A 26,594-nucleotide genomic window follows, 5' to 3' on the forward strand; every position below is an offset into this window, starting at 1 on the left:
TCTCACTACCCGCCCTGAGGCAGATCGGTGCGCGGAGCGGCACCCAGATGCACACCGACTCGCTTGACCAGGAGCGTCATCTCGTACGCGACCAGGCCCACGTCCGAGTCGGCGTCCGAGAGCACCGCCAGGCAGCTGCCGTCGCCGGCGGCGGTGACGAACAAGAAGGCATCGTCCAGCTCCACGATCGTCTGCCGGACGTTGCCCGCCTCGAAGTGGCGGCCCACGCCCTTGGCGAGGCTGTGGAATCCGGAGGCGACGGCGGCCAGATGCTCGCTGTCCTCCCGGGTCAGGTCCGCGGAGACCCCGATCGGCAGGCCGTCGCCGGACAGCACGAGGGCCTTGCGGATGCTCGCGACGCGCTCCACCAGATCGTCCAGGAGCCAGTTGAGCTCGCCGGACTTGTCGCCAGCGGTGTGGCCGGTCGCCTTCGGTGCGGTCATCGACCGTCCCCCTTTGTCGTTCGTGGTGCTGTGCCGCTGTGGGCGTCGTCGCCCGCGGCGTTCTCCTCGCGGCCTCGCCGCCAGCCGCGCTGGAGCGAGGCCATCCTGCTGCGTACCTCGTCGGCGTCCCGTTCGTCGAGGCCGGTCCGGTCGTCGGTCCGCGGCGCGGGTCCCTTCTTCAGCTGGGGAGCCAGGTTGGCCTGGCGTACCCGGCGGGGCAGGGGCGCCGTACCGGAGCCGGTGTCCCGCGGCGCGGGGGCGGGCTCCGGCCGCGCGGGGCCCGAGCCACGGCCGAGGCCCGCCGGGTCCGAGCCGCGTCCTTGCCCGCCGGAGCCCGCGCCCGGCTGCCGGGCTGCCGCTCGGCCGCCGGGGTCGGCAGGACCGCGCCGGCCGGGCTGGTCACGCTGGTCACGCTGGTCACGCTGGTCACGCTGGTCACGGGAGAGCTCGTTCGGGGAGCTCAGGTTGCTCGGACCGCTCGACGCGATCTCGGTACGGCGGGTGCGCCGGGGAAGCGCTGGCGCCTCGGGTGTCCCCGGCGCCCTGGGCGTCTCGCCGAACTCGTGGCTCGTGGCGGCCCATGGTGTCGAGGACGTCGCGGCCTGAGTGCGCTGCTCGTCGAGGCGGTCGGTGGCACCGGTCGCCCGGGGCTGCGGTCCCGCGCCGCGGCGGCGGGCGGGCAGCGGGGGCGCCGCCTGGGGGCGGGCCCTGCTCGGGCCGGTCGAGGCCGCCTCGTCTGCCGCTTCCCCGCCTTCCCCGCGTTCCCCGCGGCGCGGACGCTGCTCGGTGACCGGACGGCCGTGCGAGCTGACCAGCTTGGGGGTCCGGCGGCCGGGCAGCGGGACCGGGGCGTTCAGGTCGTCGTCCGGGCCGGCCGCGGCCGCCTCTGTGGGTGGGGTCCCGCGGACGTCGTCGGTGTCCTGGTGTTCCTTGGCGTGGCCGCCCACCGCGGTGTCCTCCGTGAGGGCGAGGGAGCGGCGCGGACGGAACAGTCCGCCGCGTTCGCTGTCCTCGTCGTCGAGGGCGCCCGGGAAGTCGTCGAGGGCGTCCAGGTCGACGGGCGCCTCCAGTTCGACCGGACCGTCCAGCAGCGCGGGAGCCGGCCCGGGCAGCTGCGTCCGCGCCGGGGAGAGCGAGGCGCGGCGGGGCTCCTCCCGGTCGGCCTCCCTGGACGGCAGGGGCCGGTCGAGGCGGAAGCCGATGCCGTTGGTGTCCGGGACGTCGTCCGTCAGCAGCGTGTCCGGGATGAAGACGACGGCAGTGGTGCCGCCGTACGGCGACGGCTGCAGGGAGACCCGGACGTGCTGTCGCTGGGCGAGCCGGCTGACCACGAACAGCCCCAGCCGGTCGGTGTCGGAGAGTTCGAACTCGGTGGTCTCCGCGAGTCGCAGATTGGCGTCCAGGAGCGCGTCGGCGGCCATGCCGAGGCCGCGGTCGTGGATCTCCAGGGTGAATCCGTTGGCGACGCGCTCGCCGATGACCTGGACGGCCGTGTGCGGCGGGGAGAACACCGTGGCGTTCTCCAGGAGTTCGGCGACGAGGTGGGTGAGGTCGGCGACGGCGGGGCCGGTGACCGCGACCCGGGGCAGTCGGCGGACCTCGATGCGCTCGTAGTCCTCGACCTCGGCGACGGCGGCGCGGACCACGTCCATCAGCTGCACCGGCTTGCGCCACTGCCGGGAAGGGGCGGCGCCGGAGAGGATCACCAGGCCCTCGGCGTGCCGGCGCATACGGGTGGTGAGGTGGTCGAGGCGGAACAGGTCGGCGAGTTCGTCGGTGTCCTCGGTCCTGCGCTCCATGGTGTCGAGCAGGGTGAGCTGCTTGTGGAGCAGGACCTGGCTGCGGCGGGCGAGGTTCACGAAGACCTCGGAGACCCCGGCCCGCAACTCGGCCTGCTTGACGGCCGCTTCGACGGCGGCGCGTTGCAGGGTGTTGAGGGCCTGGCCGACGTCCCCGATCTCGTTCTTGTCGTACTCCAGGCGCGGGACCTCGGTCTCCACGTCCACCTGTTCGCCCGCCGAGAGTCGGCGCATGACGCTGGGCAGCCGTACGCCGGACGCCTCGTGGGCCTCCAGGCGCAGTTGACGCAGGTCGCGGACGAGGGCGCGGCCGACCCGCACGGACAGGACGAGCGAGGCGATCAGGGCGATCAGGCCGAGGCCTCCGGCGACGGACGCCTTGATGATGACGCCCATCGCGTTCGGGCGGACCCGGTCCTGATAGCGGTCGTTCACCTGGTCGTTGAGGGTGGCGAGTTCGTCGAGCACGGTGCCGGCGGCCGCGTCCCAGCTCTTGGCGGTGACGGAACCGGGGGTGCCGGTGTCGGACGTGATGACGGCCTGTTCGGCCGACCGCAGGGGGGCGGTGGTGGCGTTCTTCCAGAAGCTCTCGTAGCGCTCCCGCTCCGTCGAGGGCAGCACCGGCAGGCTGATGTCGTACAGCAGGGTGCGCTGGGCGGCGAGGTCGGAGACGTCTCGGGCCTCCTCGCGGGAGACCTTGCCGACCACCAGGGCGGAACCGAGGAGGGCGTCCTCGCGGGAGAGCAGCTCGCGGGCGCGGGTGATGTTCACCAGGGCGCGGGCCTGCTTGTCCAGTTCGACGCTGTCGACGCCGTCGAGGGACGCCAGGAGGGTGTAACAGGGGTCGACGAGGCGGTTGTACAGGTCGAGGGCCTGGGACCGGGTCACGGTGCCCTCCTCGACGCTGCGCCGGAGCGAGTCGATGCCGTCGAAGGCGTCCAGGACGGCGGTGACGCGTTCGTCGTCGTCCGGGTCCATGCCGTCACGGACGTCGGCATCGCCCGCGTTCGCTCGGAGCTTGGTGACGGCGTCGTCGGTGGCGTCACGAGTGGTGCGCAGCGCGGACAGCGCGTCCGACGCCCGGGGATCGGCCAGGTAGACGAGAGTCTGGCGGCGTTCCTGTTGCAGAACGCGAACAGTGTCCTCGGTGGGGTACCCGATCTTCTCCACCAGGGACGAGACCTGGAACAGCTGGGCCACTTCCCGGCCCGTGAGTACCGTGGCGAAGCCCCAGATCGCGATCAGGGACACCAGCGGCACGAGAAGCAGCGCCACGATCTTCCGGCGGATCGACTTCCCGCGAAAGCGCATGGCCTCCCCCAGCTCGACCCCCTCCGACAGGGGGTACACATGTGCGTCAACAAACGGCGCGAGCCTACTACCGACGCGCACGTAACTCGAAGACCGGTCCGGAAGCCGAACTTCCGCACCGGCGGCAAGACATACGGAGTTGTCCGCTCATTGTGGGAGATTGTCTCCTGCCCTTCCTTCGCCGCCGCAGGAACGGACTGGCCGGGCCGGCCGGCCAGTTGGCTTGATTTTTACGCTCCTTGGGAATCTTGGACGGGTGTTGTTCGTCCTTCTCCACGGGAGTTGGAGGCGGAATCGGCCACAGGAGCCGCATCCCGCAACCGGGGCGGCGTAAAACAGCGCAAGCCGGGCAGCCACTGGGGAGCCGGGTCTTCGGACGCGGGCAGGCGGTTATCCGGCGGTGGGGAGTGACATGTTGATGGGCACGGCGGAGCGGCACGAGGCGCCGTCGGACGGCGAGGAGGCTGACGTGGCGGCACAACTGACGGCGCGACGGGCCCTCGATGCGCCGGATCGCGACATTCCGACAGACGGACACACGACGACACGCGAACACGGGGTGACGACGGCCACGCCGGGCGCTATGACGGCGCGTGAGATCCGTGAGAACCGGGCGTCCGCCGCGGCTGACGTCGCGACAGTGGCACGCGAGGCGGCCGGCGTCACCGCCGAGGGCCGCGGCGCGGCCAGGGAGCGGCGGGGAGCTTCCGCCGCGGCCGAAGGACGCGACGTGACCGAAGAGCAGCCGTACTACCGGCCGTTGTGGGTCGAGGAGCCGGCGCGTCGACGCCGGTTGCCCGATCCGGTGCGGACCTCGGCGGTGCGGGCGGTGATGATCATCGCAGTGACGCTGATTCAGGCCATGGTCGCCTTCCTGTGCACCATGGCGGGTTCCTGGCTGGCGTTCCCGATGGTGCTGAGCAGTGTGGCGAGCACGGTGGCGGCCACCTGGGGCGCGCTCGACGTCTGGGTGACGCGCCAGGTGTGGAACCAGCGCAACGGCGTGGTGTCCACGCCGAGCAGTACCGCGCGCGCCCTGCGACGCGAGCGGCGCAAGGCCCGCAGGCAGGCGCGGGCCACCGAGCGGACCCAGCAGCGGATACGCCGGCGGGAGAGCGCCGGTCAGGTGGCGCACTCCTGACTCAGAGCGCGGCGGGCTGCACCCGGCTCTCCCCGCGGGCCAGTTCACGACGTACGCGCGTGAACGGCCGTGGTCGGTCAACGCAGAGCACCGCGGTCGTCCGGCCGTCCCGTTCGTACAGGGCGAGGAAGCCGCCGTCGGCCGGGGCGCCGTCGACGAGTTCGCCCTCGACGAGGCGGACGGTGTCCCCGTCCCGGCGGCGGCCGGCGAACTGGATGCGCGCGCCGTACTGGTCCGACCAGAAGTAGGGCAGCGACCGTGCCGTCTCGACCGTGCGCCCGGCGAGCAGGTTGGCCACGGCGACGCGGGGCTGTTCGGTCGCGGAGGTCCAGTGCTCGGCCCGGGTGCCGCCGACGCGGGCAACATCGCCGACGGCGACCACCTGCGGCAGCGCCGTCACACAGCCGTCGTCGCAGAGCACCCCGTCGTGCAGGGCGAGCGTCGAGCCCGCCAGCCATCCGGTGTTGGGGCCGGCCCCGATGCCGACGATCACGATGTCGGCCGACAGGGTGCGGCCGTCGGAGAGTTCGACGCCGGTGACGCGTACGGTGCCGCGCAGCCCGGCCACGCCGGTACCCGTGACCAGGTCCACCCCGCCGCGCCGGTGCAGTGCGGCGCACACGGCGGCCATCTCGGCACCCAGCTGCGGTACGAGCGGGAGCGGGGCGGCCTCGACGACCGTGACGGCGTGACCGAGTGCGGCGCAGGAGGAGGCGGTTTCGGCACCGATGAAGCCGCCGCCGATGACGACGACCTGACGCGGGCCGTCGGCGAGTCCGGCACGCAGGGCGCGGGCGTCGTCGAGGGTGCGCAGGGTGTGGACGCCGGCCAGGCCGTCGCCCGGCAGGCGCCGGGCCGAGGCGCCGGTGGCGATGACGACGCCGTCGGTGGACACGGTGCGGCCGTCGTCGAGCAGGACGGTGCGGCCGCGAGCGTCCAGGCCGCGGGCGCGGGTGCCGAGCAGCCACTCGGCGCCGAGTTCGGCGGTCTCCTCGTCGTCGGCGAGGAGGAGGTGGTCCTCGCCTGCGCGGCCGGTGAGGAAGTCCTTGGAGAGGGGAGGCCGGTCATAGGGGCGGTGGGGTTCGTCGCCGACGATCACCAGTCGTCCGTCGAAGCCCTGGGCACGCAGTTCCCGGGCCGCGTACAGACCGGAGAGGCTGGCGCCGACGACGGTCACGGTCCTCATGCGGTACGACTCCTGTCGGTCAGCGGGGTGCGCGGGGCCGCCGTGAGGAAGGAGATGCCCCGCGAGGCCGTACGCCACTGGTTCACGGCCTTCATGCAGCGGTCCCCTCGTGCGCGGTGAGGTGGACGTGGACGACACCGTCGTCGACCGTGACGCGGTGGGTGCGCACGGGCCGCCGGGCCGGGAGGCAGGTCGGCAGGCCCGTACGGAGATCGAATGAAGCGGCGTGCAGCGGGCATTCGACCAGGCAGCCCTCCAGCCAGCCCTCCGAGAGTGAGGCGTCCTGGTGGGTGCAGGTGTCGTCGATGGCGTACAGCTCGCCGTGGTCGGTGCGGAACACTGCGATGGGCGGTGTCGTCTCGATACGGACGGACTCGCCCTCGGGGAGGTCTTCGAGGCGGCAGACGGGAATCACGGGCCCCCCTCTCGGTCCGGGACACTCGGTCCGGACCTGTGTGGTCCAGGCGGAACAGGAGTACGGACCGGGTCGGTCCGGAATTCACGGCGTGTTGGGGCGTCACTGGTCCAGCACGTCGAGGTCGAAGCTGTCGGACCGGCGGCGGTCCGGACGGTCCGGCCCCTTCCGGGTGCCGGACGCTTCGGTAACATGATGTTTCACATGGCGCACGAGCAAGCGCTGTGCGCAACAGAATCCGGGCGGGACGACCGTCGCGTCAAGGGTTTCCCGCAGATGCGGCCCGAACCGGGCCCACAGGTGGTGAGAGTTGAGCCATGACCCGCACGCAGAAGCAGTCCGACGGTAGCGAGGAGAAGGCCGCGAACCCGGAGAAGAACGGCAGAGGGGCGGGCAGCGCCGTCCAGTCGGTGGACCGCGCCGTGAGCGTCCTGGAGATCCTCGCCCGGCACGGCGAGGCGGGCGTCACCGAGATCGCCGACGAACTGGACGTGCACAAGTCGACCGCGTTCCGACTCCTCGGCGTCCTGGAGAACCGCGGCCTGGTGGCCCAGGCCAAGGACCGCGGCAAGTACTACCTGGGGGCCGGTGTACTGCGCCTGGCGGGGGCGGCGGCAGTACGGCTGGACATCTCCCAGGAGGGCGTCCCGGTGTGCCGGGAGGTCGCGGACGAGCTGGGCGAGACGGTCAACATCGCGGTCCTGGACGACGACGCGGCGGTCAACATCATGCAGGCCCGCGGCACCGCGTCCGTGACCGCGCAGAACTGGCTGGGCCGGCGCACCCCGCTGCACGCCACCTCCAGCGGCAAGGTGCTGCTGGCACACATGCCGCCCACCCTGCGCGAGGGCCTGCTCGCGCGCCCCCTGCCGCGCTTCACGGAGCGGACCATCACCGGCACGTCGGTCCTGCGGGGCGAGCTGGAGGCCGTGGTGGAACAGGGCTACGCCCTCACCATCGAGGAACTGGAGCTGGGCCTGGCCGCGGCGGCCGCCCCCATCCGCGCGCACGACGGCAAGGTGATCGCCGCGATCAGCGTGTCGGGGCCGGTGTACCGGCTGAACAGCGACCGTCTGCCGGAGATCGCCAAGCGCACGGTGGCGGCCGGAGCCGAACTGTCCCGCCGTATGGGATACGGCTTCTGACCGACCCGGGCGCAGACGCGCGCACGAAGGAGCACACCACACCGACCGCGGCGCGGGACCGGGATCCCCTGGTCCCGCGCCGTCGTGTGTCCGGCAGGTTTCGCCCCACAGGTTCCTTTTGCCAAGGGTTAACTCGCACCTCTTGACGGCCACTCGTCGGCGTTCCCACTATGTTCCCCATAGCGCAACCCATCGTGCATTGCGCAACAGCAGAGGAGCCTGGTCGTGCCCCACGAGGTCCGTGCCGTAGTCGCTGTGAAGAAGGGCGCACCCGTCGAGGTGCAGACGATCGTCGTCCCCGATCCGGGTCCCGGAGAGGTGCTCGTGGCCGTGCAGGCCTGCGGGGTCTGCCACACGGACCTGCACTACCGCGAGGGTGCGATCAACGACGACTTCCCGTTTCTGCTGGGCCATGAGGCGGCCGGCACGATCGAAGCGGTCGGCGAGGGGGTCACCGACCTGGCACCCGGCGACTACGTGGTGCTGGCATGGCGCGCGCCGTGCGGTTCCTGCCGTTCCTGTCGCCGGGGCCGCCCCTGGTACTGCTTCGACTCCCGCAACGCCACCCAGCCGATGACCCTGCTGGACGGCACGCCGCTCAGCAACGCCCTCGGCATCGGAGCCTTCGCCGAGAAGACGCTGGTCGCGGCGGGTCAAGCGGTGAAGATCGACCCGGCCGCCCGTCCCGAGGCCGCGGGCCTGATCGGCTGCGGCGTGATGGCCGGCTACGGCGCCGCGGTGAACACCGGCCAGGTCGGCCGCGGCGACTCGGTCGCCGTCATCGGCTGCGGCGGAGTCGGCAACGCTGCCATCGCGGGCGCCTGCCTGAACGGCGCCATGAAGGTCATCGCCGTCGACATCGACGACAAGAAGCTCGACCAGGCGGAGAGGTTCGGTGCCACGCACACCGTCAACTCCCGGGGCACGGACCCCGTCGAGGCGGTCCGCGCACTCACCGACGGCTTCGGCGTGGACATCGCGATCGACGCGGTGGGCCGCCCGGAGACCTTCAAGCAGGCCTTCTACATGCGCGACCATGCGGGCCTGCTGGTCCAGGTCGGTGTGCCCTCCCCCGAGATGAAGGTCGAACTCCCGCTGATCGACGTGTTCTCGCGCGGCGGCGCCATCAAGTCGTCCTGGTACGGCGACTGCCTGCCGAGCCGCGACTTCCCGTTCCTGATCGACCAGTACCTGTACGGACTGCTGGACCTGAACGCCTTCGTCAGCGAGACCATCGCGCTCGACCAGGTCGAGGAGGCCTTCGCCAAGATGCACCGGGGCGAGGTGCTGCGCTCGGTGGTGGTGCTGTGAACGGCGCGGCGCGGGCGGAGCGAGTGGTCACCGCCGGCACCTTCAGCCTCGACGGCGAGACCTTCGACGTCGACAACAACGTCTGGCTGGTCGGTGACGACGACGAGGTGCTGATCGTCGACGCCGCACACGACGCCCGCAGGGTCCACGAGGCCGTCGCCGGCCGGTACGTCACCGCGATCGTCTGCACCCACGCCCACGACGACCACATCGACGCGGCCGCCGAACTCTCCGTGCTGACCGGCGCGCCCGTACTCCTCCACCCCGACGACTTCGAGCTGTGGTCCCACACGCACCCCGGCCGCAAGCCGGACGGCGAGCTCAGCGACGGTCGCGTCCTCACCGTCGCCGGCATCGAACTCCAGGTCCTGCACACCCCCGGCCACACCTGGGGCAGTTGCTCGCTGTACGCCCCGTTCCTGAACGCCGTGTTCACTGGCGACACCCTCTTCCACGGCGGCCCCGGCGCCACCGGACGCTCCTACTCGGACCGCCCGGCCATCGTGGCGTCGATCCGCAACCGGCTGCTCACCCTGCCCGGCGACACGGTCGTCCACACCGGGCACGGCCAGGACACGACGATCGCCGCCGAGCGGCCGAACGTCCCCGCTCCCTGAACGACCGTCCCGGCTCCCTGAGCGTCCCCCCAGCGCGTTCACCTGCGTCCCCGGCAAGGAGGGGCATGTCCAGCACGCCCGAAACCGGCACGTCCGGTACGTCCGCATCCAGCACACCTGGAACCGGCGCGTCCGACCCCGTCTCGCCCGAAAGCCGTCCCCACGGCGCGCCCGCGCACGACCCTCGCTTCCCCCGCGTGGTGATCATCGGCGCCGGCATCGTCGGCTGCTCCCTGGCCGACGAACTGACGGCTCGAGGCTGGAGCGACGTCACCGTCCTCGAACAGGGACCGCTGCCCGCCCCCGGCGGCTCCACCTCGCACGCGCCCGGCCTCGTCTTCCAGACCAGCCCGTCCAGAACCCTCGCCGAGTTCGCCAAGTACACCGTCGACAAGTTCTGCTCCCTCGAAGTCGACGGCGTCTCCTGCTTCAACCAGGTCGGCGGCCTGGAACTCGCGACCACCCCGGAACGTCTGGCCGAACTGCACCGCCGGGCCGGCTACGCCGCCGCCTGGGGCATCCGCGGCGAGGTCGTCAGCACCGCCCGCTGCAAGGAACTCTGGCCGCTCATCGACGAGTCGGTGGTCCTCGGCGGCTTCCACACCCCCGACGACGGCCTGGCCCGTGCCCTGCTCGCGGCGCGCGCCCAGATGGACCGGGCCACCGCGAGGGGCGCCCGCTTCCTGGAACGCCACACGGTCACGGGGATCGAGCAGCACAGCGGCCGGACGACAGCCGTGGTGACCGACCGAGGCACCTTCCCCACCGACCACGTCGTCTCCGCGGCCGGGTTCTGGGGCCCGGTCATCGGCCGCATGGCGGGGATCGACGTACCGCTGCAACCGCTCGCCCACCAGTACGCGCGGACGAAGCAGCTGCCCGAGCTCCAGGACCACCGGGCGGAGGCCACGCGCCCGATCCTCCGCTTCCAGGACCGCGACCTCTACTTCCGCGAGCACACCGACCGCATCGGCATCGGCTCCTACGCCCACCGGCCCCTGCCCGTAGACGCGTTCGCGGTGCTGCCCTACGACGAGGCCCGCGCGCGGAACCTGGACATGCCCTCCTCCTTCCCGTTCACCGAGGAGGACTGGGCGCCGAGCTGGGACGACTGCCGCTGGCTGATCCCGGCCCTGCGGAACGCCGAGGTCGAGGAGGGCTTCAACGGCGTCTTCTCCTTCACCCCGGACGGCATGCCGGTCCTCGGCGAGTCGCGGCAGCTGCGCGGCTTCTGGCTGGCCGAGGCCGTGTGGGTCACCCACTCCGCCGGTGTGGCGAAGGCCGTCGCCGAGTGGATGGTCGACGGACGGCCCTCCCTCGACGTGCACGAATGCGACCTCACGCGTTTCGAGGAGGCGCAGCGTTCACCGATGTACATCCGGGAACGCGGCTCACAGCAGTTCGCCGAGGTGTACGACGTCCTCCACCCGCTCCAGCCGATGGAGCAGCCGCGTCCCCTGCGCGTCAGCCCCTTCCACGCCCGCCAGCAGCAACTCGGCGCGTACTTCCTGGAGGGCGGCGGCTGGGAGCGCCCGCACTGGTACGAGGCCAACGCCCCCCTCGTGGACGGGCTCCACCTCCCCGAACGCGACGCCTGGTCGGCCCGCTACTGGTCACCCGTCGCCGCCGCCGAAGCCAAGGCCACCCGCGAAAAGGTCGCCCTCTACGACATGACCCCGCTGCGGCGCCTGGAAGTCACCGGCCCGGGAGCCCTCGACTTCCTTGACCGCATGACCACCAACAACCTCCGCAAGAAGCCCGGCGCGGTCACCTACACCCTCCTCCTCGACGAGAGCGGCGGCATCCGCTCCGACCTCACCGTCGCCCGCCTCGGCCCCGACCGCTTCCAGGTCGGCGCCAACTCCCCCGCCGACCTCGACCGGCTGGCCCGGTACGCCCCGGACGATGTCCAGATCAGGGACATCACCTCCGGCACCTGCTGCGTCGGCGTCTGGGGCCCGCTCGCCCGCGACCTCGTCCAGCCGCTGACCCGCGACGACTTCTCCCACGAGGCGTTCGGCTACTTCCGCGCGAAGGAGACGTTCATCGGGCACGTCCCGGTCACCGCCATGCGCCTGTCGTACGTCGGTGAGCTCGGCTGGGAGCTTTACACCTCCGCCGACCTGGGCCTGCGTCTGTGGGACACGCTCTGGGAGGCAGGGCAGGGCCTCGGTGTGATCGCGGCCGGCCGCTCGGCCTTCAACTCCCTGCGCCTGGAGAAGGGTTACCGGGCCTGGGGCACCGACATGACCGACGAGCACAACCCGTACGAGGCGGGCGTCGGCTTCGCGGTCCGCTTGGACAAGGAGTTCGTGGGGCGCGAGGCACTCACCGACGCTCCCCTCACCCGCAAACTCACACCCCTCCTGCTCGACGACCCCGCCGCCGTGGTCCTCGGCAAGGAGCCCGTGTATGTCGACGGCGTCCCCGCCGGCTACGTGACCAGCGCCTCGTACGGCTACACGCTCGGCCGCTGCATCGCCTACGCCTGGCTGCCGGCCGCACTCACCGCCGGCGCCGGCGTGCACATCGAGTACTTCGGCGAGAAGGTCCCCGCGACGGTCGCCGAAGAGCCGCTGTTCGATCCGAAGATGACCCGCATCCGCCGTTGAGACACCCCAAGGACACCCACAGGAGGCCCTCTGTGTCCCCCACCTACGACGTGATCGTCATCGGTCTCGGCGGCATGGGCAGCGCCGCCGCCCACCACCTGTCCGCACGCGGTGCCCGGGTGCTGGGCCTGGAGAAGTTCGGCCCGGTGCACAACCGCGGCTCCTCTCACGGCGGTTCACGGATCACCCGGCAGTCGTACTTCGAGGACCCGGCGTACGTCCCGCTGCTGCTGCGCGCCTACGAGCTGTACGAGGAGTTGGAGCGGGCGACCGGCCGGGAGATAGCGATCCTCCCCGGCGGAGTCATGGTGGGCCGCCCCGACTCCCGGACCGTCTCCGGCTCGCTGCTCTCCGCCCAGCAGTGGGACCTGCCGCACGAGATGCTGGACGCCAAGGAGATCCGCCGCCGCTTCCCGACGCTGACGCCCAAGGACGACGAGGTGGCCCTGTACGAGACCAAGGCCGGTCTGCTCCGCCCCGAGAACACCGTCGCCGCGCACCTCCAGCTCGCCACCCGGCAGGGCGCCGACCTGCACTTCGAGGAAGCGATGACGCGCTGGGAGCCGTACCGGGACGGCGTGCGCGTTCATACGGCCGAGGACACCTACACCGCGTCCCAACTGGTGATCTGCCCGGGCGCGTGGGCGCCGCAGCTGCTCACCGACATCGGGGTGCCGTTCACCATCGAACGGCAGGTCATGTACTGGTTCCAGCCGAGGCAGGGAGTCGAGCCCTTCCTGCCCGAGAACCACCCCATCTACATCTGGGAGGACACGGCCGGCGTCCAGGTCTACGGCTTCCCCTCCATCGACGGCCCCGACCTCGGCGCCAAGGTCGCCTTCTTCCGCAAGGGCACGGTGACCACACCGGAGACCATCGACCGGACGGTCCACGAGGACGAGATCAAGGCGATGGCCGACCATATGGCCGGCTGCATCCCGGACCTGCCCGGCACCTTCCTCAAGGCCGCGACCTGCATGTACTCCACCACCCCTGACGAGCACTTCGTCATCGCCCGCCATCTGGCGCACCCGGAGTCGGTCACCGTGGCCTGCGGGTTCTCCGGGCACGGCTTCAAGTTCGTGCCCGTGGTCGGTGAGATCCTCGCCGACCTGGCCCTGACCGGCAGCACCGAGCACCCCATCGGCCTGTTCGACCCCGCCCGCCTCGCCGCCGCGCCCGCCTGAGGAGCACGCCCGTGACGACGACCCCCGCGCCCGAGAGCCCGGTCTCCGAGACGTCCCTGTCCGGCACCTCCGCCGCCGAGACCTCCGTCTCCGCGGCCCACCGGATCTCCCCCAGCCTGATCGCCACCCTCCCCGGGAACTACTACACCGACCCGGAGATCTTCCGCCAGGAACAGGAGCACCTGTTCGAGTCGATGTGGTTCTGCGCCGTCCGCAGCGCCGACCTGGCCACACCCGGGGCCTTCCGCACCGTCCAGGTCGGCCGGGAGAACGTCCTCATCACCCGTACCCGCAAGGGCGAGCTGCGCGCCTACCTCAACGTCTGCCGGCATCGCGGGGCCCGGCTGTGCATGGAGGAGTCCGGTGAGATCCGGCGCAACCTCCAGTGCCCGTACCACGCGTGGACGTACGATCTCGACGGCAAGTTGATCGCCGCGCCCAACCTGATCAAGATGCCCGATGTCGACCGGGTCGCGTACGGGTTGATCAAGGTGTCCCTGCGGGAATGGCTGGGCTACGCCTGGGTGTGCCTCGCCGACGAGCCCCCGTCCTTCGAGGACACCGTCCTGCACGCCGCCGTCGAACGGCTCGGCGACCGGGCCGCGATCGAGCACTACGGCACCGAGCACCTCGCCCTCGGCAAGCGGATCGTCTACGACGTGAAGGCGAACTGGAAGCTGATCGTCGAGAACTTCATGGAGTGCTACCACTGCGCGACGATCCACCCCGAACTCACCGACGTGCTGCCGGAGTTCGCCGACGGCTACGCGGCCCAGTACTACGTGGGCCACGGCGCCGAGTTCGGCGAGGACATCAAGGGGTTCACCGTCGACGGCAGCGAGGGTTTCGCCCGGCTGCCCGCGGTCTCCGAGGACCAGGACCGCCGCTACTACGCCATCACCGTGAAGCCGACGGTGTTCATCAACCTCGTACCGGACCATGTGATCCTGCACCGCATGTTCCCGATGGCCGAGGACCGCACGGTCGTCGAGTGCGACTGGCTGTACGCGCCGGAGGTGGTGGAGTCCGGGGCGGACGTGTCGAAGTCGGTGGAGCTGTTCCACCGGGTCAACGAGCAGGATTTCGAGGCCTGTGAACGGACCCAGCCGGCGATGGCGTCGCGGGCGTACCGGAAGGGTGGTGTGCTGGTCCCCAACGAGCACCACATCGGGATCTTCCACGAGTGGCTCGTGGAGAAACTGGGAGGCGGCCATGCCGGACCTGTTCATTGACGGTGCGTGGCGCAGCGCGGTCGACGAGCGTACCCGCGAGATCCGCTGTCCCGCCGACGGCTCCCTGGTGGGGGTCGTGGACGAGGCGGGCGGCAAGGACACCGTGGAGGCGATCGCCGCCGCCCGCCGGGCCTTCGACGAGGGCCCCTGGCCCCGCAGTTCGCCGAACGAGCGCGGCGATCTGCTGGTGCGGGTCGCCGACCTCCTCGTCCGTGACAAGGACGCGCTGGCCCGCGCGGAATCCCTGGACACGGGGAAGCGGCTCGTCGAGAGCGAGTACGACATCGACGACATCGCGAACTGCTTCCGCTACTTCGGGCGGCTGGTGGCGAGCGAGACCGGCCGGGTCGTCGACACGGGGACGGAGGGGGTGGACAGCCGGGTGGTGTACGAGCCGGTCGGCGTCTGCGCGTTGATCACACCCTGGAACTATCCGCTCCTGCAGACGGCGTGGAAGGTCGCCCCGGCACTCGCCGCGGGCAACACCTTCGTGCTCAAGCCGAGCGAGCTGACTCCGCACACCGCGATCCACCTCATGCGCCTGCTGACGGAGGCCGGGCTCCCGCCGGGCGTCGGCAACCTGGTCCTCGGCGCCGGTCCGGAGGCGGGCGCCCCGCTGGCCGACCACCCGGACGTGGACCTCGTCTCCTTCACGGGCGGACTGCACACCGGCCGTGGCCTGATGGCCGCGGCGGCCGGGACGGTGAAGAAGGTCGCGCTCGAACTCGGCGGCAAGAACCCGAACATCGTCTTCGCCGACGCAGACTTCGAGACCGCCGTCGACATGGCGCTGACCGCCGTGTTCCTGCACTCCGGGCAGGTCTGCTCGGCGGGCGCGCGGCTGTTGGTGGAGGACCCCCTGCACGACCGGTTCGTGGACGAGGTCGTACGCCGGGCGGGACAGATCCGGCTCGGGGGACCGTTCGACGAGCGCGCGCAAGCCGGGCCGTTGATCTCGGCGGCACACCGCGGGAAGGTCGAGGCGTACGTCGCCAAGGGGCTTCAGGAGGGCGCGGTGCTGCGCTGCGGGGGCGAGCGTCCCTCCGGGCCGGGCCTCGACGGCGGCTTCTACTACCCGCCCACCGTGCTGGACGAGTGCTCTGCGGGGATGTCGGTGGTCCAGGAGGAGTCCTTCGGGCCGGTGCTCACCGTCGAGCGCTTCACCGGCGAGGACGAGGTGGTGCGCCTGGCCAACGACACGATCTACGGCCTCGCCGGGGCGGTCTGGACGAGCGACGAGGGCAAGGCGGCCCGGGTCGCGGGCCGGCTGCGGCTCGGCACGGTGTGGATCAACGACTACCACCCCTATGTCCCGCAGGCGGAGTGGGGCGGCTTCAAGCAGTCCGGTTTCGGGCGCGAACTCGGCCCGTCGGGTCTCGCCGAGTACCGGGAGACGAAGCACATCTGGCGCAACACGGCCCCGACGCCGCAAGGTTGGTTCGCCTGAGCCCGCCCGAGTCCACGGGGAACACCCGCGCCCAACCGCCCGCACACCACCCCCACGTACACCCCCCTCATCGATCCCGGCGCCCGCACCGAGCCGCTCGCCTCTCCTCATCCGGCCCACCAGGAGTCCGCTCATGACGACCACCGAGCAACCGACAGGCCCACAGAGTCACGACGACAGCGAACTCGCCGAATTCGGATACAGACCCGAACTCAAGCGCACCCTCGGCAACTTCCACACCTTCGCCGCCGGAATCAGCTACATCTCGATCCTCACCGGCACCTTCCAGCTGTTCTACTTCGGCTACGGCAGCGGCGGCCCCGCCTACTGGTGGTCGTGGCCGATGGTCTTCATCGGCCAGTTCATGGTCGCCCTGTGCTTCGCGGAACTGGCCGCCCGCTATCCCGTCGCGGGCTCCGTCTACAACTGGTCGAAGAAGATAGGCAACCCGCACCTGGGCTGGCTCGCCGGGTGGATGATGCTGATCGCGTCCATCGTGTCCATCTCGGCCGTCGCGCTGGCCTATCAGCTGACGCTTCCGCAGATCTCGTCGTCGTTCCAGTTCGTGGGGGACGGCACCGGAAAATACGACGTGGCGACCAACGCCGTCGTCCTCGCCACCGTGTTGATCCTCTTCACGACCCTGGTGAACGCCTTCGGTGTCAAGCTGATGGCCACCATCAACAGTGCGGGCGTGCTCATCGAGCTGATCGCCACCGTCGTCCTCATCGTGCTGTTCGCCGTCCACATCACGCGAGGGCCGCAGGTGGTGACCGACACGGCGGGCACCGGGGCCGGGCACCAGGCGGGCTACATGGGCGCGTTCCTGGTGGCGTCGCTGGCGTCCGCGTACGTCATGTACGGATTCGACACGGCCGCCTCGCTGGGCGAGGAGTCCCTCGACCCGTCCCGCAACGCGCCACGCGCCATCATCCGCGCCATCGTCGCCTCGTTCGTCCTGGGCGGTCTGGTCCTGCTGCTCGCGCTGATGAGCGTCTCCGACCTCAAGGGCGACAAGCTGTCCACGGACGGTCTGCAGTACATCGTGCTCGACGTCCTCGGGTCGACGGCCGGCAAGGCGATGCTGTGGTGCGTGGCGATCGCGGTCACCGTGTGCGCGCTGGCCGTCCACACCGCCGCGATCCGCCTCACGTTCGCGATGGCCCGTGACAACAACCTGCCCGCGTCCTCCCGGCTGGCCAAGGTCAGCCCTCGCTTCCAGACTCCGGTGCTCCCCGCGGTGATCATCGGAATCCTGGCGGTGGCGATCCTCGTCGTCAACATCCGCCAGCCGCAGATCTTCACCGTCGTCACCAGCATCGGCATCATCATGATCTACCTCGCCTACCTCGGCGTCACCGCGCCGATGCTGGTGGCCCGACTGCGCGGAAAGTGGCAGCCCGCGGGCGACGGCAAGTTCTCGCTGGGCCGCTGGGGGCTGCTCGTCAACATCGTCGCCGTGGTGTGGGGCGCGGCCATGACGATCAACCTGATCTGGCCGCGGGCCGAGGTCTACAACGCGACCGCTCCGTTCCACTGGTACCTGCGCTGGGGCGCGGTGCTGTTCGTCGCGGTCATCATGGGGGGCGGCTTCGCCTACTACTGGTTCGTCCAGCGGCACCGCACCGGCGTCCTCGCCGAGCACCAGCTGCAGCCCGCGGCCGCCACCACTCCCCTCGCCACCCCCGCCGCCGACTGAAGGAGGTCAACCACTCATGAGCACCGATGAGTTCGACGAGTTCGACTATGTGGTGGTGGGCGGCGGCACCGCGGGCAACGTGGTGGCGGCGCGCCTGACCGAGGACCCCTCGGTCACCGTGTGCGTCCTGGAGGCGGGACCGAGCGACGTCGGCGACGACGACATCCTCAAACTCGAACGCTGGATGGGCCTGTTGGAGTCCGGCTACGACTGGGACTACCCCATCGAGCCGCAGGCGAGCGGCAACAGCTTCATGCGGCACGCCCGGGCGAGGGTGCTGGGCGGCTGTTCGTCGCACAACTCCTGTATCGCCTTCTGGGCGCCGGCCGAGGACCTCGACGACTGGGCGGCCAAGGGCTGTACCGGCTGGAGCGCCGCCGACCTCTTCCCGCTGTACCGGCGGCTGGAGAACAACGACGCTCCGGGCGACCACCACGGGCGCACCGGCCCGGTGAAGCTGCGCACGCTGAAGAGCGACGACCCGTGCGGCACTGCCCTGCTGGAGGCGTGCGCGCAGGCCGGGATCCCGACGACGCCGTTCAACACGGGCTCTACGGTGGTTCGGGGCGCCAACTGGTTCCAGATCAACTCCGACGAGAACAACATCCGTCAGTCGTCCTCGGTGGCCTACCTCCACCCGGTCCTGGGCAAGCGGCCCAACCTGGAGGTACGGACGGGGGTGCGGGCCAAGAAGCTCGTCCTGGACGGGCGGCGCTGTGTGGGCGCCGAGTATCTGGACCCGGACCTCATCCACACGCGGACGGTACGGGCCCGGCGTGAGGTGATCGTCTCCTGTGGGGCCATCGACTCGCCGAAGCTGCTGATGGTGTCCGGCATCGGCCCGGCCGGCCATCTGCGCGAGGTCGGCGTGGAGGTGGTGGTCGACTCGGCGGGCGTGGGCGAGAACCTCCAGGACCACCCCGAGGGCGTCATCATGTGGGACGCCGAGCAGCCCATGACCACCACGTCCAGCCAGTGGTGGGAGGCGGGCATCTTCTACGACACCGAGGAGGGCCTGGACCGGCCCGACCTGATGTTCCACTACGGCTCGGTGCCGTTCGACATGAACACCGCGCGCTGGGGCTACCCCACGTCCGAGAACGCGTTCTGCCTCACGCCCAACGTGACGCGGGCGCGGTCACGGGGGACGGTCCGGCTGCGTACCCGCGACTACCGGGACAAGCCCAAGGTCGACCCGCGCTACTTCACGCACGAGCACGACGTGCGGGTCATGACGTACGGCCTCAAGCTCGCCCGGCGCATCGCCTCGCAGCCCGCGCTGAGCGGCTGGGCGGGAGCGGAGCTGGCCCCCGGCCCGGACGTGCGCACCGACGACGAACTGCTCGACTACATCCACAAGACCCACAACACCGTCTACCACCCGTCCTGCACCGTGAAGATGGGCGCGGACGACGACCCGTCGGCCCCGCTGGACGCGCGGCTGCGGGTCAAGGGGGTCGAGGGGCTCAGGGTCGCCGACGGGTCGGTCATGCCGGACCTGGTCACCGTCAACCCTTGCATCACGACGATGATGATCGGCGAGAAGTGCGCGGACCTGCTGAAGGAGGACGCGTGACGGTCACGCCGGCCGTTTGAACATCCGTGTCGCCGTGATCTCGCTGTGCACCGCTTCACCTTCTCCGGCCGGGGCCTGCTGAGGCAGCCCCGGCCGGAGGTGTTCCTCCACGCTGATGTACTTCAGCCCGGCCCGCAGGTCGGCGTCGTTGCGCATCCGGATGACCAGCGGGAACTCGGCGAGCGCGGTCGTGTCGAACAGGCCGGTGGTGTACAGGAGCTGGACACCGAGCGCGTCCGACACCGCTCGCTGGAGTTCCAGCAGGTAGGTCGCGTTGGCGCGTCCGATCGGGTTGTCGAGGAACAGCGTGCCGGCGTGCCGGTGCTTGTCGCGTCCCCGGTCGTTCGACCGCAGCGCGGCCATCGTGCAGTACAGGGCGATGGCGGCGGTGAGCAGCTGCCCGCCGGAGAACACGTCGCCCATCTGCCCGACAGGCACGCGCTCGGCGCGCAGCACGGCGTCCGGCTTGAGGATCTCGACGGCGACGCCCTTGGGCTGCAGGGCCGCGCCGACCCCGCGCAGCAGCAGGGACATGCCGTCGCGTCGCAGGTCGGAGTTCTTCCTGACGGCCGCCCGGGTCGCCTCGTCGATGACCTCGCCGAGCCGTTCGGTGAGCGTGGCCTGGTCGGGCTCCTCGAAGCGGATGCGCAGGAACTCCTGCCCGGACCACTCGCCGAGCCCCTCCGGCAGCCGGGACAGCCGCTGAGCCGACCGGAGCGTGGCGAGCGCCGATTCCACGAGCCCTCTGAGCCGGTCCACGATCGAGTCGCGATTGCGCTCCAGCTGTGCCAACTCGTCGGTGAGGACCCTGAGGCGGGGCGCGAAGGCGTCGGCCCACTTCTGGGCGTGCTCGGGCAGCGCGGAGGCCGGCAGCTCGCGGATCTGCTGCCGGGCGGGGGTGCGGACCTGCTCGTAGCGGGTGGAGTTGGCGTGCCGGACGAGGACGTCGCTCGCCTCGCGCACGGCGGCCTCGGCGGCGGACAGGTCGGCGGCGCAGCCGCGCAGCGACCGGCGGGCCTCGGCCGCGGACTGCCGGGCCTCCTCCAGGCTGCCCGGATACGGCTCGTTCCCGTCCTGCTCCTCCTCCGTGACGTGCTCGCGCAGCAGGTCGCGGAGCATGGCGGCGATCTCGTCGAAGCCGCCGGCGGCGTCCTCGGCGGCGCGGTGCGCGTCCAGCAGTTCGGCGTGCGCCTCCCGGGCCTGGCTCAACGCCTCGGTACGTGAGGCCAGTTCGGCGGTCGCCGTGCGCAACAGCGTCTGGGCGTGCTCCGCGTCGCGCGGCTGCTGCTCCTCGGGCAGCTCGGTGTGGGCCTCGCCGTCCTCGGGCGCGTGCCGCTCGGCCTCGCCCCGCAACCGCCCGAGCTGCTCGCTCGCGCTGGACATCCGGGTCTCCAGGAGCTGCACCAGCTCCTCGGCGCGGGCGACGGCGGCCTGCCGGGAGGGTCCGTCGGAGCCGTCGGGTGACTGGAGCAGCTGCTCCGCGCGCGTGCGGACCTTGTTGCTCAGCCGGTCCAGCTCGGCCCGCGCGGCACTCTCGTCGCTCTCCGCCCGCGCCTGCTCGGCCCGCAGGTCGGCGCCGACGCCGACCTTCTCGTACAGCTGGGAGGCGGCCCGGTAGGCCTCGCGGAGGGCGGGCAGGGACGCCTTCGAGGCGTCCGCGTCGTTCTCCGGTACGTCGTCGGGGGCGCCGGCGATCTCGGACCGCTCGGCGCGCAGCGCACGGGCCGTGCGGCGGGCGTCGTCGGCGGCGCGCTGGGCGGCGCGCCGGTCCTCGTCGGCGGCGCGGGCACGCTCCAGGCAGGTCTGGGCGCGGGCCTCCGACTCGGTCGCCTCGTCGGCGAGTTCGCGCAGCTTGGCCTGCCAGCCGGCCCGCTCGCGCAGCCGGAACGCGAGCCCGGCGAGGGCGTCGGCGGCGCGCCGGGCCTTCTGGGCGGCCTCCTGCCGCTCGTCACGGACCTGACCGGCTTCGGCTGCGGCTTCGTCGGCCTCGGCCCGTACCGCCCGTGCCTCGGCCAGTTCCGCCTCGGACTCCTCGGCGAACACCCGCGTGTCGTGGGCCGATCGGGCCAGCTCGACGAGCCGGCCGGCCGGGCAGCCCGTACGCCAGGAGGCGAGCCGCGCCGCCAGCTCGCGGTCCTTGCCGAGCCGTGCGGCCAGGGAACGGATCTCCTCGTCCCGCTCGGTCGCCCGCGCGCGCAGCGCCTGCCGCTCCTCGTCGGCGGCGTGCTCGTCGTGCATGGCGGGGTTGGGCGGCACGAGGAAGACGTCGGTACGGCCGTCGCTGTCCGCGTCGGGCGCGGGAGTGGGGGCGAGGAGGGCGGCGGCCGTTCCGACGGCGACCGCGGACCTGGGCAGCAGCGCCGCGTCGTGCAGCGCCTCGCGGGCCCGGGCGTGCGTGGCCGGGTCGGTGATGATCACGCCGTCGACCAGTTCCGGCCGGGCGGCCAGTACGCGCGCGTGGTCGACGGGGTCCACGGCCTGGGCGAGGTAGCGCCAGCCGGGCAGTGCGGGGATGCCCTGCTCGCCGAGGAACTCCACGGTGGCCAGGACGTCCGGGCCGGGCGGCAGCAGTCCGCCGTCACCGAGGGCGCCGAGGATCCGGGAGTCGTCGGCGGCGGCCGTCCGCAGCTCGAAGAGCTGCCGCTCGGCCGAGGAGACGGCGTCGTCGAGGAGTTCGCGCAGCTCGTCGGCGAACCGGTCCAGGTCCTCGGGAGTGAGTCCGGCCCGGTCGTCGCTCTCGTCGGCGCCCTGGCGGGGCTGCGGCACCAAGGAGGCGCGCGCGTCGCGGCCGGTCAGGCTGAGCAGCTCGGCGAGCCGCTCCTCCCGGGCCAGCGCCTCGGCGAGGCGGCGCTCGGCCTCGTAGGACCGTTCCGCCGCCGTGGCCGCGTCCTCAGCACGGGCCGCCGTCAGCTCGGCGCGGGACTCGGCGGCGGCCGCCTCACGTGCGTGTTCGGTGGCCCGGCGCGAGGCCTCACGGGCGGTGTCCCAGGCGGCGACGGCCGTCTTCTCGGCGTCGCTGGCGGCGAGGGCCGCGCGGGCCGGGTCGGCGTCGGGCGCGCTGTCGTCGAGCCAGCCCGCGCGCACCGCCTCGGCGGTCTCCTGCTCGACCTCGGACAGGCGCTGCCGCAGGTGCCCGATCTCGCTGCGGGCGCGCTGCGCCTCGGTGGCGGCGGAGGTGGAGTCCCGGTGCGCGGACTCGCTGACCTCCTGGAGCGCGGCGGACCGCTCCTCCTCCTCGTTGGCGAGGGTCTCGGCGCTCTGAGCCGCCGCGTGCAGCGCCCGTACGAGGTCGACGGCGGCCTTGGCGCGGGCGGCCAGGGCGGGGGCCGCGTCCCGCTCGGCCTCCTGGATCGCGGCGGCCACGCGGGCGACCCGGTCTGCGGCGGCACGGTGCCGCAGCACCTGCTCGGCGGCCTGCCATGCGGAGTGCAGGGTGCGCGCGTCGGCGAGTTCGCGCTTCTGCGCGGCGGCCGTCTTCTCCGCGGCGGCGAGCGCCAAGGAGGCGTGCCGGTAGGCCAGTTCGGCGGCGATCAGCGCACTGCGCTCGCGGGCCGCCTCGGCCTGCGTGACGGCGTACGCGGCGGCGGTGACCCGCTGGGCGAGGTCGGCGGCGCGCACCCGCTCCTGGGCGCCGCGCGCGGACAGCCGCCGCGCCAGGGTACGGGTACGGCGCTCGGCGCCGGTGTGGATGTCGCGCGCGCGGGAGCGGGCCTCGGCGGCCTCGACGATCCGGCCGAGCAGGTCGACGGACCCGGCGGTGAAGTCCCGTTCGGCGATCAGCTCGGACCGCCGCCCCAGCTTGTTGCCGAAGCCGCTGACCAGGTCGGCGAGGCCGTCGGTGTCGCGGGTGTCGGTGACGGCGCGCAGCAGCAGGTCGGTGAAGTCGGAGTCCTTCTTGACCGCGAACAGGCCGGCGGCCTCGCCCTCGTCGGCGTTCATCTCCCGCTGGTAGCGGAAGAGTTCGGGGTCGAGACCGAGGTCGCCGAGGTGCTCGATCCACCGGTCGTGGATGTCCTCCCAGTGCACCTCGAGATGCGGATACGCCTTGTCGGCCTCGGTGATGGCGTCCCGGAAGCCCTTCATGGTCCGCCGCCGCCCCTGCGCCCCCGACTGCCCCTCGGCGGACTGGCGTACGGCGGTGGACTCGGCGACGGGCAGGCTGTCGAGGCTCAGGCCGGGCCCGGGGCGGAACGAGTACCAGGCCTCGGCGAACTTCCGCGGGTCGTTGGAGACCTGACGCCCCCGCCACTCGCTCACCTTGCCGACCACCACGCACTCACCGGTCAGCACGTGCTGCCACTCCAGCGCCACGTGCCCGCAGTCGTCCGCGAGCAGGAACTTCCGCAGCACACCGGAGCTCGCGCCGCCGAGGGTGTTGCGGTGGCCGGGCAGCATCACCGAGAAGATCAGCTTCAGCAGGACGGACTTGCCGCCGCCGTTCTCCAGGAAGAGCACTCCGGCGGGCGCCGGCCGGCGCGGCGGGCCGACCGGTTCGTCCTCGAAGAACTCCGCCTGGGTGGGCGCGGGGTCGGGCACGGGCTCGCCCACGCCCCGCAGGTCAAGCACGGTGTCGGCATAGCGCGCACCGGCGGGCCCGATGGAGTAGAGGCGGACCCGGGACAGCTCGTACATGGCGGACTCTCGTAAGGCTTCGTCAGAAGGGAAGTTCAGGACTCAGGACCGGTGCAGGACCTAGGACTGGTGGAGGACCCAGGACCGGTGCAGGCCCAGGACCGGTGCAGGCCCAGGACTGATGCAGGCCCAGGACTGATGCACGGCTCAGGACCGGGAAGGCGCGTGGAACGGCAACCCGGCATCGGCCACCAGCTCCAGGTCGTCGGTGTCCTCGGGCGGCAGCAGTGTCGGCGTCCCGTCGGTCACCGGCACGACACCCAGCTCGAGAAGCTCGGCCATCGCGGCACTGCCCGCCATGTCCCGCACCTGGAGCTGGTAGCGGGCCGTGGTGCGGTACGTGCCGCCGTTGTCGTCCCCGGTCCGCTGCAGGAACCCGGAGTCGGTCAGGAACGCGACGGCCTTGCCGACGATGCCGGTCGTCGAACCGGCGAGCCGGCGCGCGTCCTTGGTCGCACCGGCCGCGCTTCGTCTCGCCCAGATCCGCCACGCGGCCTCCAGTCCTGGCGCGTCGGTCGCCGGGTCGGTGTTCTCGCCCCGCACCTCGGCGCGCTCCTCCAGACGCCGGCACGCCTGCCGTACGAACGCGTCGACGCCGTTGACCGAGACCCGCCCGATGTACCCGTCGTCGGCCAGGTCCTCCGGCCGCGGAAACGCCATGGCGGCGACCGCGAGATGCGCCAGCCCGTGCAGGAACCGGTCCCCTCCGTCGGCGGACGTCCGGCGCGCGTAGTCCCCCATCCGCACCGCGAACACCGAGTCCTCGGCGGCCGTCACCGCCATTCCCGCGCGCGGGGACACCTCCAGCACGACCAGCCCCAGCCCGGCGGCCACGGCGTCGGCGAGCCGCGCGAAGGGCGGATCCTCGCGGTAGCGCCGCAGCAGGTCCGTGTACTCCTGGTCCCGCGCGGGCTGCACCTTGGGCTGCAGGCCGAAAGCGACGAGCCGCGCCGCGTCGGCGGCGTCGGCGGGGGTGACGGCGGCGGTCGCCGGCGCAGGCCCGGCTTCCGGCTCACTCCGGTCGACGTACTCGGTCACGGCCAGAACTCCTCAACGTTGAAAACGACAGTGCGGGCAACACCCTCAGGGGCGCGGGGCTGTGCCCTGTGCGGCTCTGCCGCGTGGGCGCGACCGGCCACAACCGGCCCGCGGTCGGCATACGACATCAAGCCGCCTCCGTCCTGTCCGCCGCCATTCCGGCCGAATCCAACAACGCCATCCCCACTATCAGATCGGCTCCACCGAACTCGGGATCATCAAGCTCCGTCCCGTCATCCACCGCGAACAACAGCTTTTCCTCCCCCTGCCGATAAGCCGTGCCGACCGGCGGACTGGCGGCATGCACGGCCAACAACGCGACAAGGTAGGCAAGATCGGGATCGCCGGTCCGCCGGGCCTCCGCCAGCAGCCCCGAAAGCCGCCGCGGCGCATCCGCCGGCAGATCGAGCAACTCCATCGCCGCGCCGAGCTGCTCCTCACTGAACCGGCTGTCGTCCGGCGTCGCGATGAGATCCGGTTCCGGCATCTCCGCCCCCAGGTGCTCGCGCTCCATCGGCGGCGTCAGCAGTATGTCGACGAGGTCACCCACCCGCACCGACACCGGCGTACGCAATCCGGTCCCGTGCGAGAAGAACGCGTCCGTGACCCGGGCCGCCTGTTCCACCGGCAACGGCAGAACCGGCGCCACCAGATGCCCGTACAGATCGATCCCCGACGTCGTCATCGGCGTGGCGAAGGCCTGCCGGTCCTGTTCCGCCCGGAACAGCGGACCGGCCTCCAGCAGTCGCGACTGCAACTGGGTGTGCCGCCGGATGCAGTCCTTCACGATGTCCACCAACTCGGCGGCGCGCCTCTTCTGTTCGGGGTCCTCGGACTCGTCACGCGCCTTGCGGATGTTGGTGAGGATCGCGTTCTCGTGGCGGTAGCGGTCGGCCACGTGGTCGAGGGCCTCGGCGATCATGTCGGGCACGGTGGTGAGCCAGTCCACCGCGCGGACGTTGCGCCGGGTCGCGTCCAGGGCCCGGCGCAGGGTCTCCGAGTACTGGACCGTGCGGTAGCGAGCCTGTTCGGCGGCAAGTTGGGCGTCGGCGAGGCGGCCCCGGCTGATCAGTACCTCCAGCTTGACCTCGGCGGCGATCTGCGCGCTGGTGACATCCGTGTCGAGGGCGCCGACGAGGACGTTGACCGCCTCGTCCGTCGTACGGAGGTACACGGACCCGCCGGGACCGGGCACTTCCTCGATCAGCTTGAAGTCGTAGTCGCGGCGGACATAGGTGCCGTCCGGCGCGAAGGTGCCGTAGACCGCCCGGAACCCCCGGTCGACGCTGCCGACGTTGATCAGGTTCTCCAGGACCCAGCGGGCCACGCGTTCGTGCTCGGCGACGGGCCGCCGCGGGGCCTGGGCGGCGATGCGGGGGATGAGCCGGGCGACGATCTGGTCGTGGTCGGCGCCCGTGTCGAAGTCCATGTTCAGGGTGACCAGGTCGATGGCCGCCAGGGCCACCTCCGCCATGCCGTACACCGAGTACTCGCCGGCGAGGTTGGCCTTGCGGGCGTCGAGGTCGTGCAGCGGCGCGGTGCAGGCGAGCGCGCGCAGCCGCCGCGCCAGTCCCTCGTCGGCGGCCGGGCCCGGTGCGGGGCGCGGCCCCGCGCTGAGCTGGGGCGGAACACTGTCCGTCGATGCAGGCGAAGTCACGCTGCACAGACTAGGTCCTCGGTCTGACAACGACCCAAACGGCGCGGATCGCCTCCGGCGGCCGGCCGGACGACCACCGGCCGTTCTCCGGGTGCGGTCCGGTGGGGATTTGTCGCGCCCGTGCTGGGGTCCCCCGCTCGAGCCAA

Annotated in this window: 17 protein-coding genes; 10 read left to right on the forward strand and 7 right to left on the reverse strand. The window is 71.8% G+C overall.

The window, feature by feature from the left end; translation table 11 throughout:
• Positions 1-5: 5 nt before the first annotated feature.
• Positions 6-443 carry a roadblock/LC7 domain-containing protein gene (locus ACIBK3_RS37855; protein ID WP_399372393.1) on the reverse strand — a complete coding sequence of 146 codons (438 nt, stop codon included), beginning with the start codon at positions 441-443 and terminating at the stop codon, positions 6-8.
• Positions 440-3,553 (reverse strand): nitrate- and nitrite sensing domain-containing protein, encoded by a 3,114-nt coding sequence (locus ACIBK3_RS37860; RefSeq protein ID WP_399372394.1) that lies wholly within the window; start codon positions 3,551-3,553, stop codon positions 440-442. The genes ACIBK3_RS37855 and ACIBK3_RS37860 overlap by 4 nt, the downstream gene beginning before the upstream one ends.
• 583 nt (positions 3,554-4,136) lie before the next feature.
• On the opposite strand from ACIBK3_RS37860, the gene ACIBK3_RS37865 reads away from it, so the two are divergent.
• The gene (locus tag ACIBK3_RS37865) at positions 4,137-4,694 is read left to right on the forward strand and encodes a hypothetical protein (protein ID WP_399372395.1); all 558 of its coding nucleotides are present in this window, start codon (positions 4,137-4,139) and stop codon (positions 4,692-4,694) included.
• 1 nt (position 4,695) lies between these two features.
• Here the strand turns inward: ACIBK3_RS37865 and ACIBK3_RS37870 are convergent, their stop codons facing one another.
• Both ACIBK3_RS37870 and ACIBK3_RS37875 read right to left on the reverse strand, forming a co-directional pair.
• Positions 4,696-5,880, reverse strand: coding sequence for an NAD(P)/FAD-dependent oxidoreductase (locus tag ACIBK3_RS37870; protein ID WP_399372396.1), 1,185 nt, complete (start codon positions 5,878-5,880; stop codon positions 4,696-4,698).
• A 91-nt stretch (positions 5,881-5,971) separates the two neighbouring features.
• Entirely contained in the window at positions 5,972-6,295 is a 324-nt protein-coding gene (locus ACIBK3_RS37875; protein ID WP_399372397.1) for a bifunctional 3-phenylpropionate/cinnamic acid dioxygenase ferredoxin subunit, read from the reverse strand.
• 317 nt (positions 6,296-6,612) lie between these two features.
• On the opposite strand from ACIBK3_RS37875, the gene ACIBK3_RS37880 reads away from it, so the two are divergent.
• The 9 genes from ACIBK3_RS37880 to ACIBK3_RS37920 all read left to right on the forward strand — a co-directional run bounded on the left by ACIBK3_RS37880 (position 6,613) and on the right by ACIBK3_RS37920 (position 19,121).
• The gene (locus ACIBK3_RS37880) at positions 6,613-7,440 is read left to right on the forward strand and encodes an IclR family transcriptional regulator (RefSeq protein ID WP_399372398.1); all 828 of its coding nucleotides are present in this window, start codon (positions 6,613-6,615) and stop codon (positions 7,438-7,440) included.
• A 225-nt stretch (positions 7,441-7,665) separates the two neighbouring features.
• Positions 7,666-8,751 carry an S-(hydroxymethyl)mycothiol dehydrogenase gene (locus ACIBK3_RS37885; RefSeq protein WP_399372400.1) on the forward strand — a complete coding sequence of 362 codons (1,086 nt, stop codon included), beginning with the start codon at positions 7,666-7,668 and terminating at the stop codon, positions 8,749-8,751.
• Positions 8,748-9,368, forward strand: coding sequence for an MBL fold metallo-hydrolase (locus tag ACIBK3_RS37890; protein WP_399372402.1), 621 nt, complete (start codon positions 8,748-8,750; stop codon positions 9,366-9,368). The genes ACIBK3_RS37885 and ACIBK3_RS37890 overlap by 4 nt, the downstream gene beginning before the upstream one ends.
• A gap of 65 nt (positions 9,369-9,433) precedes the next feature.
• A complete protein-coding gene (locus ACIBK3_RS37895) occupies positions 9,434-11,980 on the forward strand; it encodes an FAD-dependent oxidoreductase (RefSeq protein ID WP_399372403.1) in 2,547 nt (848 codons plus the stop codon).
• 32 nt (positions 11,981-12,012) lie between these two features.
• Entirely contained in the window at positions 12,013-13,167 is a 1,155-nt protein-coding gene (solA, locus tag ACIBK3_RS37900; RefSeq protein WP_399372404.1) for an N-methyl-L-tryptophan oxidase, read from the forward strand.
• Positions 13,168-13,223: 56 nt separating this feature from the next.
• The gene (locus tag ACIBK3_RS37905; protein ID WP_399372645.1) at positions 13,224-14,399 is read left to right on the forward strand and encodes an aromatic ring-hydroxylating dioxygenase subunit alpha; all 1,176 of its coding nucleotides are present in this window, start codon (positions 13,224-13,226) and stop codon (positions 14,397-14,399) included.
• Positions 14,380-15,846: an aldehyde dehydrogenase family protein gene (locus ACIBK3_RS37910; protein ID WP_399372405.1), complete on the forward strand. Its 1,467-nt coding sequence runs from the start codon at positions 14,380-14,382 to the stop codon at positions 15,844-15,846. Before ACIBK3_RS37905 ends, ACIBK3_RS37910 begins: the two co-directional genes overlap by 20 nt.
• Before the next feature lie 133 nt (positions 15,847-15,979).
• On the forward strand, positions 15,980-17,545 hold the full coding sequence (locus tag ACIBK3_RS37915; RefSeq protein WP_399372406.1) for an APC family permease: 1,566 nt from the start codon (positions 15,980-15,982) through the stop codon (positions 17,543-17,545).
• A gap of 16 nt (positions 17,546-17,561) precedes the next feature.
• Positions 17,562-19,121 carry a GMC family oxidoreductase gene (locus ACIBK3_RS37920; RefSeq protein ID WP_399372407.1) on the forward strand — a complete coding sequence of 520 codons (1,560 nt, stop codon included), beginning with the start codon at positions 17,562-17,564 and terminating at the stop codon, positions 19,119-19,121.
• A 3-nt stretch (positions 19,122-19,124) separates the two neighbouring features.
• Here ACIBK3_RS37920 and ACIBK3_RS37925 read toward each other — a convergent pair whose 3' ends face one another.
• The 3 genes from ACIBK3_RS37925 to ACIBK3_RS37935 form a co-directional block, all read right to left on the reverse strand.
• Positions 19,125-23,753, reverse strand: coding sequence for a hypothetical protein (locus tag ACIBK3_RS37925; protein WP_399372409.1), 4,629 nt, complete (start codon positions 23,751-23,753; stop codon positions 19,125-19,127).
• A gap of 147 nt (positions 23,754-23,900) precedes the next feature.
• A complete protein-coding gene (locus tag ACIBK3_RS37930) occupies positions 23,901-24,791 on the reverse strand; it encodes a hypothetical protein (RefSeq protein WP_399372411.1) in 891 nt (296 codons plus the stop codon).
• Between the two features lie 127 nt (positions 24,792-24,918).
• Positions 24,919-26,448, reverse strand: a complete 1,530-nt coding sequence (locus ACIBK3_RS37935) for a hypothetical protein (RefSeq protein ID WP_399372414.1) — start codon at positions 26,446-26,448, stop codon at positions 24,919-24,921.
• Positions 26,449-26,594 lie beyond the last annotated feature (146 nt).

Source organism: Streptomyces sp. NPDC050287 (genome assembly GCF_044459385.1).
GTDB lineage: Bacteria > Actinomycetota > Actinomycetes > Streptomycetales > Streptomycetaceae > Streptomyces.